This window comes from Luteibacter sp. 621, assembly GCF_050435445.1.
In the GTDB taxonomy this organism is placed as follows: domain Bacteria; phylum Pseudomonadota; class Gammaproteobacteria; order Xanthomonadales; family Rhodanobacteraceae; genus Luteibacter.
This window is the reverse complement of sequence record NZ_JBNDKI010000019.1, coordinates 21873-37084: the sequence shown is the minus strand read 5'-3', so window position 1 is coordinate 37084 and position 15212 is coordinate 21873. Positions and strand designations below refer to the sequence as shown.

Here is a 15212-nt window from a genome sequence, read left to right as displayed (position 1 = left end):
CCTGGAACGGCATGCCGCCCCAAACCGCCCTTGCGCGAATCGCGCGCCTGCTCGCATGGATCGTCCTCATCGCCGCCGCGGTGTTTGGCGCCGGCTACTGGTACCTGCTCGGCCGCCCCGTGGCCTTGCCGGATTCGCCTACGGCGAAGATCGCCTGCGTTTCGTATGCCCCCTTCCGCCTGAAAGGCGAAACGCCGTTCGACCTGCACGCGTTCATCCCGCCCGAGCGCATTGAGGCAGATCTGAAAGCGCTCTCGCAGCGCTTCGATTGCGTCCGTACCTACTCGATGAGCCAGGGCCTGGGCGCCGTGCCCGATATCGCCGGCCGCTACGGCATGAAGGTGCTGATGGGCATCTGGCTGGGCCGTGACCCCGTGGCGAACGATCGCGAGGTTGAGCTGGGCATTGCCGCGGCGAAGCGCGACCACGACAGCCTGCGTGGCATCATCGTCGGCAATGAGGTCATGCTGCGTGGCGAGCTCTCGGAGAAGGCGCTGGCCGCGTACATCGCGAAAGTGAATGCCGCGACCGATGTGCCGGTCACTTACGCCGATGTGTGGGAGTTCTGGGAAAAACACCCGGGACTGGCAAAGGTCACCGATTACCTGACCATCCACATTCTCCCTTACTGGGAAGATGAGCCCGTAGCGCCCGAAAAAGCGGTGCACCACGTGGCCGATGTGTACCAGCACATGAAGAACGAATTCGCCGGCAAGCAGATCATGATCGGCGAAACGGGCTGGCCCAGCCAGGGCCGCACCCGCCGCGATGCGAGCGCGAGCCTGGTGAACGAAGCGCGCTATGTCCGCGAGTTCCTCAACTATGCGGCCACGGTGGATATGCCCTACAACGTGATCGAAGCGTTCGACCAGCCGTGGAAACGCGACCTGGAAGGCACGGTCGGCGGCTATTGGGGCATCTTCGATGTGGATGCCAAGCCGAAGTTCGCCATGACCGGGCCGGTCGTCGAAGAGCCACGCTGGACGTGGGCACTCGCCGCAGGCGGGGCGGGCGCCTTGCTGTTCCTGCTCGCTGGCGCGTTTGCCCGCACGTGGCGTGGAGCGCAGGGCTGGCTTGCCCTGGCCCTTGCCGGCTTTGCCACGGGCACCGCGCTGGCCGCACATGTACGCCTGTTGCTCTTCTCCTGCCGTAACACGCTGGAATGGGCCGCGGGCATCGTGATCGGCGCCATCGCGCTGTTCACCGCGCTTTCGCTGGCGCGCGCCGTCGCGTCGCGCCTGGCATCCACCGCGAACGTTACGGCCGCCGTTGCGCCGTCGGTGGAGCGCCGCCGGCTCGGTATCGCGTGGTCGGATGGGTTCACGCCGCAGCGGTTCTTCTGGATGTTCGTGCTGGGCCTTTACGCCATTCTCATGGTGTTCAACGGCCGCTACCGCGATTTCCCGATCGGCCTGTTCGCACTGCCGTGCATCGGCTTCCTGCTGCTGGCGCTGTTGCGCACGCGCGAGGATGTGCTGATGCCGCTGGTGGAAGAGCGCCTGCTCGCTATCATCATCGCCGTGCTGGGCGTGGCGGTCGTGGTACAGGAGCTGGGGGCCAACGCGGTGTCGTGGGGCTGGATGATCCTCAGCCTGGCGCTGTCGGTGCCCGTGCTCGCCGCATGGCGGCGAGCGTCGCGTTAGCCCTTCAGGCGTGCGACGGGGTATCCGCCAGCAGTTCCGCCTGCTGCCGGTCGTACTGCACGCGCACCAGGCGGAGCATGCCGATCAGCAGTGCGAGCGCACCGCCTTCGTAGCAGTAGAGCTGCAGCGCGAGCACGCCAATGCATGCGGCGAGCGTGGCGATACCGATGCTGCGCCAAACGAGCGCGAGCAGCGCCACCACGATGGCGGCATAGCCGTAGCCGTACGAAAGGAAACCCTGCACCACGAGCTCGCGCGTACTGCACCACCACAGGCGGGTGTCACCCTCGCAGGCGTGCTGCATGTGCTGGGGCTCGATGAACGCGTAGCGCAGCACGGCAGCCGCGATGGCGGCGAGGATGATGATGGCCCAGGGCAGGGCAGCGCGCAGGCTGGGTTTCATGGAGCGGTTTACCTTGGTTGCGTCGCGCCGGCCGCCGCGGCCAGGGCGAGCGGCAGGCGAATTTCGGCGGCGAGCGGCAGATGATCGGAGAAGGCACGGGGCAATGTCCACGTGCGATCGAGCTGGATATCGGCTGAGGTCAGGATGTGGTCCAGCGCGCGGCGCGGCTTCCAGCTGGGGAAGGTCGGCGTGAGGATCTTAGGCGGCTGCAGTGACGTCTTGTCGAACAGGTGGCGCATCTCCGGGCTGCCCGGCTCGGTGTTCAGATCGCCCATCAGCACCGCGTGCGGGTAGGGCGCGAGCAGTTCGGCGATGAAGGCGAGCTGGCCCATGCGGGCGGCGGCACCCAGCGAGAGGTGCGCGATGACGACCACGAGCCCGTCCGTGCCGTGGCCGAAGCGGACGAACAGTGCCCCACGGCCCTTGATGCGGCCTGGCAGCGGGTAGTCGACTACTTCCGTGGGCTCGATGCGGCTGAGCAGCCCGTTGGCGGAATGGGCGACGCGCACCATGGGCCGGTTCGGCTGGTGGCTCCAGAAGGGCATGCCCGCGGCTTCAGCGATGTACCGGGTCTGGTTGAGGAAGCCCGAGCGCAGGCTTCCCGCGTCGGCTTCCTGCAGGCCCACCACATCGAACTCATGCAGCAATTCGGCCAGCGAATCGAGGTTCGCCAGTTTCGAAGGGCCCGGCAGTACGGCGTTGACGCTGCGGGTGAAGTAATCGCTGTACCGCTGCACGCTGGCGCCGGCAAGGATGTTGCAGCTCAGCAGGCGCAGGGTGCGCTGGGGAGCGGGCGAGGCGTTGGGGGCGCGGTTCATGGGAATAAGGAGTTACTCATGCGGCCACTGGGGCCAGAGGATGCCCCCCGTCGCGTGAACGGGGGGCATCCGTCGCAGGCGCTTACTTGGTGCCCTTGAGCTCGCGGTTGACGAGGAATTTCGCCACATCGTTGAGCTGGTCGAAGCTCTTGATCTGATTGCTGCGGTACTTGCCATTCACCACGATGGTCGGCGTGCCATCGATGCCCCAGCCCTGGAACAGCTTCACGTCAGCGAGGATCTGGTCGCGGACTTCGGGGCTCTTGGCAATCGCCAGGAACTTCGCGGTGTCGACACCGGCGGTCGTGTGGTACCAGTCGGCCAGTTCCTCGATCGTGCCCAAGGGGTAGTGGTCCGTGTGGATCGCCTTGAACAGCGCCGCGTGGGTCTGCGGCAGCACGTTGAGCTTCTGCGCGGCGTAGAACGCCTGCGCATACGGCAGCCATGCATCGTTGAAGGCGGCGGGCACGGCGTGGAAGGTCACGCCCTTGGGCAGTTCCTTCTGCAGCTTCTCAACGTACTCCTCGTAATGGGCGCAATGGATGCAGCCATACGAGAACACCTCCACCACTTCCACCTTGTCCTTGGGCGCGTAGCGGCCGGGGGTGGTGGTGGCGATGTATTCCGTGCCCTCGGTAAGGCTGCTGGCCGGGGCTGCCGCGGCGGCGGCCGGATCAGCCGCCGGCGCACCATTGCCGTTGCCGCCTGCCGAGCAGGCGGTGGCCATGGCCAGGCCAAGGAACAGGAACGAAAGACGCTTGATCATCGAAATCTCCGTAATAGGGGACGCGGGTTACTTGCCCGCGGCCTCCTTGCTGATGAGCCACTGGACGAGTTCCACCGACTGGGCATAACCACCGGCGCTGTTCGGCGTAAGGCGGTACTTGCCGTTCACCACGATGGTCGGCGTGCTATCGACCTCGTAGGCGCGGATCAGTTCATCGGCGCGCTTCATCTTGGTGTTGATGGTGAAGGAGTTGGCCGTGGCGGCGAATTCTTCCGGTTTCACGCCGAACTTCGCGTAGAACTTCGCCACGTCATCGATGGTCGGCCACGCCGACTGGGCCTTGGGCTTGTTGGTCTGCAGATCGATGATGCCCAGCTCGCCGCTCTTAAATACGGCATCGAACATCGCATCGTGGCTCTGCTTGTCCACGCCGAAGGCCTGTGCGGTGAGGTAGGCGCGCTGCAGCAGCGGCCAGTTCTCGTCGGGGCGGAACGAGGCCGGGGTGTAGGTCATGACCGTGCCGCGGGGCAGGTTCTTGGCCAGGTCATCGACCACGCCGTGGTACTGGAAGCATGCCGGGCAACCGTAGGAGAACACCTCGGTGACTTCGATCTTGCCGGGGCTGCTGGTCGGCTGTGCCGGGTCGATGCGGAAGTAGTGCTTACCTTCCACCCACTTGCCTTCATCCACGAAGGGCTTGGGTGCGGGGCGGGTGTCGTTGGCGTCATCGGCCGGTGCAGCGGCGGCTGTCGCCGCGGTGCCGCTGGCGGCCGGGGCACTGGCGGCGGGCGTGGTGCTGGCCGGTGCCGGAGTGGCTGCCGGGGCTGCCGCAGGTGCGGTCGCTGCCGGGGCCGGCGTGCTGGCCGGGGTGGCGTCGTTGTTACCACCGCCACAGGCGGCAAGGCCGATCAGGGCGGCGCAAAGAAGGGGAAGGCGCAGTCGCATCGTGGGTCCTTTTCTCGCGTTCTTAAAAGACAAACGGGCCCGAAGGCCCGTTCGATCCATCCAACTTTAACGCCTTCACGGGCTCGCGGGTGCGGCCTGCGACGGATCGTTCGTATGCAAGCCTTCCAGGTAGCTGGCGACGGCCGCGATGTCCTTGTCATCGAGCTTCTGCGCGATGGGCATCATGATCTTGGTATGCGGGTCGTCGGAAGGCGCGGTGGCTTCCTTCCAGGCCTTGAGGCGCGATTCGACGTACTTGCTGTGCTGGCTGGTCAGGCGCGGGTACTGCGCCCCCGGGTTACCGGCGCCATCCGGGCCGTGGCAGGCCATGCAGGCCGGGATGCCACGATCGGTATCACCCTGGCGGTAGAGCGTTTCACCCTGGGCCACGAGGGCCTGGTCGGCGACACCGGGTAGCGGCTTCTGGGTGGCGAAGTAGGCGCCAATATCGTGCATATCCTGCTCGGACAGCGCCGAGGCGAAGCCCTGCATGATCGGGTTCATGCGCTTGCCCGACTTGAACTGGGTGAGCTGGTTGGCGATGTACTGCTCGCTCTGGCCGGCAAGGCGCGGGTTGGCCGGATCGGTGGAGTTGCCATCCATGCCGTGGCAGGCGCCACAGACAGCGGCCTTGCCCTGGCCGGCGGTCGCATCGCCTGGCTTGGCCGGGCCAGCCGGGGAGACATTGGCGGCGACCGTGGGTTGTGTGGCCTGGGGCATGCCCGGGGTGGCCGGGTCGGTGGATGCGTTCGCACCGGCCTTGGCGGCGGTGGACGCGGGAGCCGGCGCGGAGGCCGGCTTGGCGGGACTGGCGGTCTGGGCGTACGCGACGCTCATGAAAAGAGTCGCAGTGATGGCAGCGGCGGCGTGCCGAAACGTCATGGGTTTCTCCACAAAGGAATACTTCCGGACCGGGCGCGCACCCTGCCGCGCCTCATTCAAACGATTATGAATGTCCCGCTCACGGTCGGTCAAACCATCGCCGTGGGCGGCATGGCGCCACATCGCATACACTGCCGGGCCAACGATTCTTCAGCCCGCGGGCTGCCCAGGTCCCATGTCGTCCAATGTCCTGAACGGTGCGCGCTTCGCCCTCGCCGCCAACGAAATCACCCAGCTGCCGTTCGACGATGGCGCCGAAGTCGCCTTCGCCGGCCGTTCAAACGCCGGTAAATCGAGCGCGCTCAACGCACTGACCGGGCACAACGGCCTGGCCCGTACCTCGAAGACGCCGGGCCGCACCCAGTTGATGGTGGTGTTCGACCTGCCGCCGTTGAAGCGGGAAGGCGAAGAGCCGCTGGTCGCTCGCCTGGTCGATCTGCCCGGCTATGGCTACGCCAAGGTGCCGGACGCCATGCGCGACCACTGGCGCCGCGAGATCGATGCTTACCTGAAGATGCGTCGCAGCCTGCGCGGCGTCGTGCTCATCGTGGATATCCGCCATGAGCTGAAGGATTTCGATCGCACGATGATCCAGTTCTGCGCGGACACCGACCTGCCCTGCCACGTGCTGATGACCAAGGCCGACAAGGTCTCGCGCGGCGAGGGATCCAAGGCACTGGAAACGATGAAGAAGATGTTCCGGACCCAGAACGTGCCCGGCACCGTCCAGGTGTTCTCGTCGCTGGCGAAGACGGGCGTGGAAGAAGCCCGCACGCGGATTATCGAGCTGCTGCACACGCCGCGAGCGCACGAACTCTGACCCCTGGCCCGTAGCGCCTTCGAACACCTGTCGGAGCGGGGGGGGGGGGGGGGGGGGGCCCCCCCGCGGGGGGGGGGGGGGGGGGGCCCCCCCCCGCCCCCCCCGCCCCCGCGCGGCGGGGGGGGCCCCCGGGGGGGGGGGTGGGGGGGGGTGGGGGGGGGGCCGCCGGCGCCGGGGGGGGGCGGGGCGGGGGGGGGGGGGGGGCGGGGGGGGGGCGGGCCCCCCCCCCCCCCCCCCCCCCCCCCCCCCCCCCGCCCCCCCCGGGGGCGGGGCGGCGCCCCCCCCCCCCCCCCCCCCCCCCGCTCCGACAGGGTCTCGGCCAGCCCGGGTGCGCTGGCCGACCGCGAAGCGATTTAGCCGATCGCCTTCATGAAGGCAGCGCACAGCGCCTCCATGCCGCGGGCGTCTTCTTCATCGAAGCGGCCCACCAGCGGGCTATCCACGTCCCACACGCCGAACAGGCTGCCATCGGCACGGAACAGCGGCACGACCACCTCCGAGTTCGAGGCGGCGTCGCAGGCGATATGGCCGTCGAACGCGTGCACATCGTGCACCAGCTGGGTCTGGCCGGTCTGCGCGGCGGTGCCGCACACCCCGCGGCCCAGCGCAATGCGGATGCAGGCTGGCTTGCCCTGGAAGGGGCCGACGACCAGCTCATCGCCGTCGAACAGGTAGAAGCCCGCCCAGTTCAGGTCGGGCAGCACGTCGTAAACCAGCGCCGCGAAGTTGGCCGCGTTGGCGATCATGTTGGTCTCGCCGTGCATCAGGCCCTGCGCCTGCTCCACCAGTTCGGCGTAGAGCGTGGCCTTGTTGTCGGTGGCGATAGCCTGGGCTTGGTACATGGCGGGTCCTGCATTCATCGGGGGAGGCAAGCCGTGTATGGTGCCACGTCCCCGCTTCCGCAAGGCTGCTTTCCCCATGCCGCGACACCTCTTCGTGACCGGAACCGATACCGGGATCGGCAAGACCCATGGCGCCCAGACCCTGGTCCACGCCTTCCGCCAGGCCGGTGAGCGCGTGGCCGGCATGAAGCCGGTGGCCAGTGGCTCGGCGCGCCTGCGCGAGGGCCTGCGTAACCAGGATGCGCTGGACCTGCAGGGTGCCAGCGCGCCACGGCCGCCGTATGAACTGGTGAACCCTATCGCGCTGGAGGAGGCGGTATCGCCCCATCTGGCCGCCGCGCGCGAGGGCGTCGCGGTGGGCTGGGAACCACTGGATCGCGCCTTTTCCGCCCTGGCCGACAGCTACGATCGCGTGATCGTGGAGGGCGTGGGCGGCTGGATGGTGCCGCTATCGGAGACGATCTCCGCCGAAGAGCTGCCTATCCGCTGGAAGCTGCCCGTGGTGATGGTCGTAGGCGTGCGGCTGGGCTGCATTAGCCACGCCCGCCTTACCGCAAGGGCGGTCCAGGCCGATGGCTGCCACCTGGCCGGCTGGATTGCCAACCTGGTGGAGCCCGACATGTTGCTTCGGGACGAGAACGTGGAGACCTTGCGGCGGCTGATTCCCGCCCCGTGCCTGGGCGTGCTGCCCTGGCGCGTCGCGCCGGCCGATGCGGCCATGCTGCTGGACCTCGCCCCGCTGGGCTGACGGGGCGTTCACGGGCCCCGGCTTAAGAGAAACCCATGACCACGTACTTTCTTTCCGTAAAAGACATGGCGAAGGCGAAGGGGCCCGACCCGGAGCTTTCGTTCGAGGGCATTGGCCCGGATGCGCTGGCCGCGGCACTGGCTGACGCGATGCGCAGTGACAGCCTGTTCCAGCGCTGGCGCGCCAAGCAGCCTGACCCGGATGAGGTGGACCCCAGCCTCGGGGTCACCGATCCCGGCGCAAGCGCCAAGGGCGAGCTCTCTCCGAACGATCGTAACGATGTGGCGCTGACGACCAGCCTGCCCATGCGGATCGTGAAGCACCGGCTGAATCTTCTGATCGGCAGCAGTTGGGAACTGCGCGATACGAAGTAACCCCCGCAGCGCAACAATCAGCGTAGTACCTGTGGCGGTTGTCCCCTGTGCCCCGCCACCGCTAGAGTCCTCGCTTTCGAACACGCTAGGGGACCGCCTGTCCATGAAGGTACGCACGCTCGTGATCGCCACTTCGATCGCCCTCACCACCGCCTGCTCGTCGTCGAACGATGCGGATAAGGCCGCCGCCCCTGCGCCGGCTTCCACCGCACCGGCACCAGCCTCCGCAGGTACGGCCGCAGCCGCCCCTGCCGCTCACGAGAACCCGCTGCTCACCGCCAGCACGCTGCCGTTCCAGGCACCGGCCTTCGACAAGATCACCGATGCCGATTTCCAGCCGGCGATCGAAGAGGGCATGAAGCAGGAGCTCGCCGAAGTCGAGGCCATCGCGAATTCGGCTGACGAGCCGACCTTCGATAACACGGTCGTGGCACTGGAGAAGTCGGGCGTGCTGCTTACCCGCGCGCAGATGGTGTTTGGTGCCCTTACCGGCGCGAACACGAACGACACCCTGCAGAAGGTGGAAGAAGACGAAGCGCCGAAGCTCGCCGAGCACAGCGACGCCATCTACCTTAACGACAAGCTGTTCAAGCGGATCGAGACGCTCTACAACAAGCGCGACTCGCTGAACCTCGATCCGGAATCGAAGCGCCTGCTCGAAGTGAAGTATCAGGACTTCGTGCACGCCGGCGCGAAGCTCTCCGAGGCGGACAAGACCCGCCTGAAGGAGATCAACAAGGAAGAATCCACGCTCAGCACGCAGTTCACCAACAAGCTGCTGGCCGCGACCAAGGCCGCCGCGCTGGTCGTTGATGACAAGAAGGCCCTGGACGGCCTGTCCGATTCGGATATCGCCGCTGCCGCCGATGCCGCCAAGGGCCGCGGCCTGGAAGGCAAGTATGTATTCCCGCTGCAGAACACCACGCAGCAGCCCGAACTGCAGCCAATGAACGACCGCGATACCCGCGAGAAGCTGTTCAAGGCTTCGTGGGAGCGGGCCGAGCACAACGACGCCAACGATACGCGCGACACCGCCTCGCGCATCGCGCAGCTGCGCGCCGAGCGCGCCAAGCTGTTGGGCTTCAAGAACTACGCCGCGTGGAAGCTCGACGACCAGATGGCGAAGACGCCGGAAGCCGCCGAGAAGTTCATGGAGCGCCTGGTGCCGGCCGCGGTCGCGCGGGCCAAGTCCGAGTCGAAGGACATCCAGGACGTGATCGACCAGGAGAAGGGTGGTTTCCAGGTGCAGGCGTGGGATTGGGATCACTACGCCGAAAAGGTCCGCAAGGCCAAGTACGACCTGGACGAAGCACAGGTTCGCCCGTACTTCGAGCTGGATAACGTGCTGCAGAACGGCGTGTTCTACGCGGCCAACCAGCTGTATGGCATCACCTTCAAGGAGCGCAAGGATATCCCGGTGTACCAGCCGGATGTCCGCGTGTTCGAAGTGTTCGACAAGGATGGCACCTCCATGGCGCTGTTCTATTGCGATTACTTCAAGCGCGACAACAAGAACGGCGGCGCCTGGATGGATAACCTGGTGGGCCAGTCGCACCTGATGGGCACTAAGCCGGTCGTGTTCAACGTGGCCAACTTCACCAAGCCCGTCGCCGGCCAGCCCGCGCTGCTGTCGTGGGATGACGTGACCACCATGTTCCACGAGTTCGGCCACGCGCTGCACGGCATGTTCTCCGATGCGAAGTACCCGTCGCTGTCGGGCGCCAATACCGCGCGTGATTTCGTCGAGTTCCCGTCGCAGTTCAACGAGCAGTGGGCATCGGATCCCAAGGTGTTCGCGAACTTCGCCAAGAACTATAAGACCGGCGAGCCGATGCCGGATGAACTCGTCGCCAAGATCAAGAAGGCTTCGAAGTTCAACCAGGGCTATGCGATGAGCGAGCTCATCTCCGCGGCGTTGCTCGATATGCAGTGGCACATGCTGCCGGCCGATGCGCCCAAGCAGGACGTGGACAAGTTCGAAGCCGATGCGCTGAAGAAGGTGGGCTTCACCCTGCCGCAGGTGCCGCCGCGCTACCGTTCCAGCTACTTCCAGCACATCTGGGGTAATGGCTACGCCGCCGGCTACTACGCCTACCTGTGGACGCAGATGCTCGATTCCGACGCGTTCGAGTGGTTCAAGGAGCACGGCGGCCTGACTCGTGAAAACGGCCAGATCTTCCGCGACAAGATCCTCTCGCGTGGCAATACGGTGGAGCTGGGCAAGCTGTACCGCGATTTCCGCGGCAAGGAGCCGAGCATTGAGCCGATGCTTAAGGATCGCGGCTTGAAGTAAGCCTAAGGGGCCCCGCAAGGGGCCCTTTTTTTTGCGTGCGTTTCCTCAAGGCTCGAGGGTGATTCGCTCAATACACAACGTGCCGCCTCGCCACACGATGCCCTGCAGCTCATTCAGCTCCGTCTGCGAGCATTGCAGCGAGCTCCAGTCGTCGCGTCCCGGCATGCGGGGGGCGGGTTGCTTCGCGAAGTCCGCGTACCACGCTTCCTTGAAGGTGCCATGCGTGAGGAAACCCACGTGCGTATCGGCACCGAGGTGGGTGGTACTCAGGTCGCAGGTGACCTTGCCGTACGCGTGCCGGAAGAGAATCGCGCAGTCATTCCGGTAACCCTTGATCCCCGTAAGAAAACATCGCTCGTCCGTACTATGGACCAGCAAGCCGCTGCTCCCGGTGACGATGACCAGTTCCTCGAACGCTACGAAGGACTCAGCAGCAATGCTGGTGAATGGCGCCCGGGAAAATGGCACGCTGACGGACATCGAGCCCAGGTCGTGCCCATCGATGAGGGCCAGGATCTCTCCGATTCGCTTGTGTTCTGCAAGCAGGCGTAGCGCCAGCCGCCGCGGCGGGTCAGGCCGCCGGGAGATGGAAGGATGGTTGAACTTCAGGGATGCGTGCGCGGTACCGGGCGACATCATGTCGCTGTCCTCCAGCCAGGGGTGGTGGACGCCGGGTACCGGCCGGCGTGTTGGTTCGCGCAGCGTCCGCCGGGTTTGCCGTTTGCGCAATAGGCCTTTTGTTGTAGGCGCATGAAAAAGGCCGCGCCTGTTGCCAGGCGCGGCCTTTCCGTTGCCGATACGGCGCGGGTTACTCGCCGATCGTCAGCAGCGAAGCGTTGCCGCCGGCTGCCGTGGTGTTGATGGTGAGCGTGCGCTCGCCGGCAAAGCGGAGCAGGTAGTGCGGGCCGCCGGCCTTCGGGCCGGTGCCGCTGAGGCCTTCGCCGCCGAACGGCTGTACGCCGACCACCGCACCGATCTGGTTGCGGTTGACGTAGCAGTTGCCGACCTTTGCACGCGACGAGATGTACTCGATCGTGTCGTCGATGCGGCTGTGGATGCCCAGCGTCAGGCCGAAGCCGGTGTCGTTGATCTGCTCGACCACCTTGGCCAGGTCGGAACCCTTCCAGCGGATGACGTGCAGCACCGGGCCGAAGATCTCGCGGGTCAGCGTTTCCAGCGACGGGATTTCGTACGCGCGCGGCGCGAAGAACGTGCCGTTCGTGGTGCCTTCCGGCAGGGCCACTTCGCCAATCTTCTTCGCTTCACGATCCATGCGGGCGGCGTGGTCGACAAGGATCTGGCGGGCGTCTTCGTCGATCACCGGACCGACGTCGGTCGAGAGCAGGCCGGGGTCACCGACCTTCAGCTCCGCCATGGCACCGGCGAGCATGCCGATCACCTTATCGGCGATATCTTCCTGCACGAACAGGATGCGAGCGGCCGAGCAGCGCTGGCCAGCCGACTGGAACGCCGAGTTGATCACATCCTTCACGATCTGCTCGGGCAGCGCCGACGAGTCAGCGATCATCGCGTTCTGGCCGCCGGTTTCGGCGATCAAGGCGGCGATGGGAGCGTTGCGGGCGGCCAGGGCGCGGTTGATCGCCCAGGCGGTATCGGTGGAGCCGGTGAAGGCCACGCCGGCCACGCGCTTGTCGCGGGTGAGGGCGGCACCGACCGTGGCGCCATCGCCCGGCAGGAACTGCAGCACATCGGTGGGCACGCCGGCGGCGTGCAGCAGCTTCACCGCGGCGTAGCCGATCAGCGCGGTCTGCTCGGCCGGCTTGGCGATGACGGCGTTACCGGCCGCGAGGGCGGCAGCCACCTGGCCCAGGAAGATGGCCAGCGGGAAGTTCCACGGGCTGATGCAGACGAATACGCCGCGGCCGTTGAGGAACAGCTGGTTGCTCTCGCCGGTGGGGCCCGGCAGCTGTTCGGGCTGGCCGAACAGGCGGCGCGCCATGGTGGCGTAGTAGCGCAGGAAATCGGCGGCTTCGCGGATCTCGGCGATCGCATCGGGCAGGCTCTTGCCGGCTTCGCGCACGCACATGGCGATGAACTCGGCGCGGTTGTGCTCGAGCTGCTCGGCGGCGTGCTCCAGGATGGCAGCGCGGCTGGCGGCCGGCAGGCGGTCCCAGCCCGGCTGGGCGGCGACGCCGGCGCGCAGCGCGGCATCCACCATGCCTTCGTTCGCGTTCTCAACCGTGCCGATGATGCGGCGGCGATCCGACGGATCGGTCACTTCCTGCTTGGTACCACCGGTGGCGCCACCGGCGACGAGCGGGGCGGCCGACCACGGGCCGGAGTGACGGTTGACGGCGTCGGCGAGCTCGTTCAGCTCGTTATCGTTTGCGAAGTTCATGCCCATGGAGTTCTTCCGGAGTTCGCCGTAGAGATTGACCGGCAGGGGAATACGGGGGTGGGGGATGGAGGCGAAGGCGCGCACCGTTTCACACGGATCGGCGACCAGGTCGCGCACCGGCACGCTTTCGTCGACCACGCGGTTGACGAAGCTGGTGTTGGCGCCGTTCTCAAGCAGGCGGCGTACGAGGTACGGCAGCAGGTCTTCATGCGTGCCGACCGGGGCGTAGACGCGGCACGGGACATTGAGCTTGTCCTTGCCGATCACTTCCGCGTACAGGTCGGCGCCCATGCCGTGCAGGCGCTGGTTCTCGTACGGGCGACCCTTGGCGATGTGGTGGATCGCGGCAATGGTGTGCGCGTTGTGCGTGGCGAACTGCGGGTACACCAGGTCGCTGCCCGCGTTGAACAGGCGGTGCGCGCAGGCCAGGTAGCTCACATCGGTGTTGGGCTTGCGCGTGTACACCGGGTAGCCAGACAGGCCGTTTTCCTGGGCGCGCTTGATCTCGGCATCCCAGTAGGCACCCTTCACCAGGCGCACGAACCAGCGACGGCCGGTGGCGCGGGCCTTCTCGACCACCCAGTCGATCACGAACGGGGCGCGCTTCTGGTAGCCCTGGATCACGATGCCCAGGCCATTCCAGCCTTCCAGCGAGGGATGCGCGAACACATCGCCGATGATGTCCAGCGACAGCTCAAGGCGATCGGTTTCTTCCGCATCCACGGAAAGCGCGATGCCGTTCTTGAACGCCAGCTGCGACAGCTCGAGCAGCTTGGCGCCCAGCTCCGCGCGGGCGCGGGCGCGGTTGCCGATCTCGTAGCGCGGGTGCAGGGCGGAAAGCTTCACCGAGATCGACGGGGCTTCCACGTTGCTCTTGAACGGGCCACGGGCGCCCAGCGCGTTGATCGCGTCGCGGTAATCCTGCTGGTAGCGTTCGGCGGTGGCCTGGGTGAGCGCCGATTCGCCGAGCATGTCGTACGAATAGCGGTACACCGAGTGTTCCTTCTCCTCGGAGCGGTCCAGGGCTTCCTTGATCGTGCGTCCCATCACGAACTGGTGGCCCATGATGCGCATGGCCTGGCGAACGGCAAGGCGCACCACCGGCTCGCCCGCGCGGCCCACCAGGCGGCGCAGGGCGGAGGTGAAGTCGTGGCGGGTTTCTTCCGCCAGGTTCACCAGGTGGCCGGTGAGCATCAGGCCCCAGGTAGAGGCGTTGACGAACACCGATTCGCTCTGGCCCAGGTGCTTCTTCCAGTCGGCATCGCCCAGCTTGTCGCGGATGAGCTTGTCGGCGGTGGCCTTGTCGGGGATGCGCAGCAGCGCTTCCGCCACGCACATCAGCAGTACGCCCTCCTCCGAGGAGAGGTCGTACTGGCGCATGAAGGATTCGACGGCGCTCTGGTCCTTGGCGCGGGCACGGACGCGGGTCACCAGGCCGGCGGCCACGTCGATGACGTGCTCGCGCTCGGTCGCGGGCAGCGTGGCCTGGGCCAGGAGGTCGTTGACGGCCTCGGTTTCGTCGCGCAGCCACGCGGCGGTAATGCGCGCGCGCGCCGGCTCGGCACCGGTGGGGAGTTCGGGACTGAGAATGGAGGGATTCACGGAGGGCTATGGGGGACGGGGAGACCGCCTATTGTAAGGGAGCGCGGGGCGGAGTGCGTGGTGCGTTGCGGGGTGCCACGCGCGGGCCCCATGTTGCGGGGCCGCGCGGGCTCCGGCGCGGCTGCCGCACCACCGCGGTCCAGCACCGTCAAGCACTTACGACAGGCGCGCGTCGCTGGAGCGGCGCCGGCATCGCATGCGGCACCCGTCCTTGCCGCATCTTCGCCGCCGCCCTATGATCCCAATGTTCCAGGCACGCCGGATTCCCATGTTCGTGCTTCGACCGACCGTCGCGGGTCATCCGCGCGTAGTGTGGCTTCGGCCTAACCGCGCGCTGGATAAACGCGGCCTGCGTCGGCTGATCACCGGGCTTTCGGCGTTGGCCCTGGCGACCGCGGCGTTCGGCGCGTGGCAGGGGAATGTGTTCGCCCCCCTGTTCGCCCTGATCGAGGCGTTCGTCGTGGGGTTTGCGCTTGGCGCGGCCTGGCGGGCCGGCGACAGGGGTGAACGCATTGCCATTGGCCCGGACACACTGGAGATTCGGCAGCTACCCGGTCGACGGGTGCGCCATTTCCAGACATATTGGGTACGCATCGGGCTGGCGCCGGGGGAAGGTCGCCAGCGGCTCTTGATCAGATCGCACGGCAACGAGCTCGAAATCGGCGCTTTTCTTGGGGAAGAGGAAAGGGTCGAGGTGTCAAGGAAACTCATGGTGCTTCTGTCCGAAGTCATGGATCAGTCGCGCAGGTAGGTTCA

At 66.6% G+C, this 15212-nt stretch carries 14 protein-coding genes; 6 read left to right on the top strand and 8 right to left on the bottom strand.

Annotation, left to right across the window (positions count from 1 at the left end; genetic code table 11):
- Positions 1–11: 11 nt before the first annotated feature.
- Entirely contained in the window at positions 12–1643 is a 1632-nt protein-coding gene (locus ABIE56_RS17745; RefSeq protein ID WP_429245125.1) for a glycosyl hydrolase family 17 protein, read from the top strand.
- Positions 1644–1647: 4 nt separating this feature from the next.
- On the opposite strand, the gene ABIE56_RS17740 is transcribed toward ABIE56_RS17745, so the two are convergent.
- The 5 genes from ABIE56_RS17740 to ABIE56_RS17720 all read right to left on the bottom strand — a co-directional run bounded on the left by ABIE56_RS17740 (position 1648) and on the right by ABIE56_RS17720 (position 5418).
- A complete protein-coding gene (locus tag ABIE56_RS17740; RefSeq protein ID WP_429245124.1) occupies positions 1648–2046 on the bottom strand; it encodes a hypothetical protein in 399 nt (132 codons plus the stop codon).
- Positions 2047–2054: 8 nt separating this feature from the next.
- Positions 2055–2864 carry an endonuclease/exonuclease/phosphatase family protein gene (locus ABIE56_RS17735; RefSeq protein WP_429245123.1) on the bottom strand — a complete coding sequence of 270 codons (810 nt, stop codon included), beginning with the start codon at positions 2862–2864 and terminating at the stop codon, positions 2055–2057.
- 82 nt (positions 2865–2946) lie between these two features.
- Positions 2947–3630: a thiol:disulfide interchange protein DsbA/DsbL gene (locus tag ABIE56_RS17730; protein ID WP_429245122.1), complete on the bottom strand. Its 684-nt coding sequence runs from the start codon at positions 3628–3630 to the stop codon at positions 2947–2949.
- Positions 3631–3657: 27 nt separating this feature from the next.
- Positions 3658–4536: a thiol:disulfide interchange protein DsbA/DsbL gene (locus tag ABIE56_RS17725; RefSeq protein ID WP_429245121.1), complete on the bottom strand. Its 879-nt coding sequence runs from the start codon at positions 4534–4536 to the stop codon at positions 3658–3660.
- Positions 4537–4611: 75 nt separating this feature from the next.
- Entirely contained in the window at positions 4612–5418 is an 807-nt protein-coding gene (locus ABIE56_RS17720; protein ID WP_429245120.1) for a c-type cytochrome, read from the bottom strand.
- Positions 5419–5593: 175 nt separating this feature from the next.
- On the opposite strand from ABIE56_RS17720, the gene yihA reads away from it, so the two are divergent.
- On the top strand, positions 5594–6238 hold the full coding sequence (gene yihA, locus ABIE56_RS17715; protein ID WP_429245119.1) for a ribosome biogenesis GTP-binding protein YihA/YsxC: 645 nt from the start codon (positions 5594–5596) through the stop codon (positions 6236–6238).
- A gap of 353 nt (positions 6239–6591) precedes the next feature.
- Here yihA and ABIE56_RS17710 read toward each other — a convergent pair whose 3' ends face one another.
- The gene (locus tag ABIE56_RS17710; RefSeq protein WP_429245118.1) at positions 6592–7080 is read right to left on the bottom strand and encodes a GAF domain-containing protein; all 489 of its coding nucleotides are present in this window, start codon (positions 7078–7080) and stop codon (positions 6592–6594) included.
- Between the two features lie 76 nt (positions 7081–7156).
- On the opposite strand from ABIE56_RS17710, the gene bioD reads away from it, so the two are divergent.
- The 3 genes from bioD to dcp all read left to right on the top strand — a co-directional run bounded on the left by bioD (position 7157) and on the right by dcp (position 10495).
- Positions 7157–7828, top strand: coding sequence for a dethiobiotin synthase (gene bioD, locus ABIE56_RS17705; RefSeq protein ID WP_429245117.1), 672 nt, complete (start codon positions 7157–7159; stop codon positions 7826–7828).
- 35 nt (positions 7829–7863) lie between these two features.
- Complete coding sequence (locus ABIE56_RS17700) at positions 7864–8202, top strand: hypothetical protein (protein ID WP_429245116.1); 339 nt, start codon at positions 7864–7866, stop codon at positions 8200–8202.
- A gap of 103 nt (positions 8203–8305) precedes the next feature.
- Entirely contained in the window at positions 8306–10495 is a 2190-nt protein-coding gene (gene dcp, locus ABIE56_RS17695; protein WP_429245115.1) for a peptidyl-dipeptidase Dcp, read from the top strand.
- A gap of 45 nt (positions 10496–10540) precedes the next feature.
- Here dcp and ABIE56_RS17690 read toward each other — a convergent pair whose 3' ends face one another.
- Positions 10541–11134: a hypothetical protein gene (locus tag ABIE56_RS17690; protein ID WP_429245114.1), complete on the bottom strand. Its 594-nt coding sequence runs from the start codon at positions 11132–11134 to the stop codon at positions 10541–10543.
- Between the two features lie 169 nt (positions 11135–11303).
- Entirely contained in the window at positions 11304–14456 is a 3153-nt protein-coding gene (gene putA, locus ABIE56_RS17685) for a bifunctional proline dehydrogenase/L-glutamate gamma-semialdehyde dehydrogenase PutA (RefSeq protein ID WP_429245113.1), read from the bottom strand.
- Between the two features lie 268 nt (positions 14457–14724).
- On the opposite strand from putA, the gene ABIE56_RS17680 reads away from it, so the two are divergent.
- Positions 14725–15207: a DUF2244 domain-containing protein gene (locus ABIE56_RS17680; RefSeq protein ID WP_429245112.1), complete on the top strand. Its 483-nt coding sequence runs from the start codon at positions 14725–14727 to the stop codon at positions 15205–15207.
- The last annotated feature ends 5 nt before the right edge of the window (positions 15208–15212 follow it).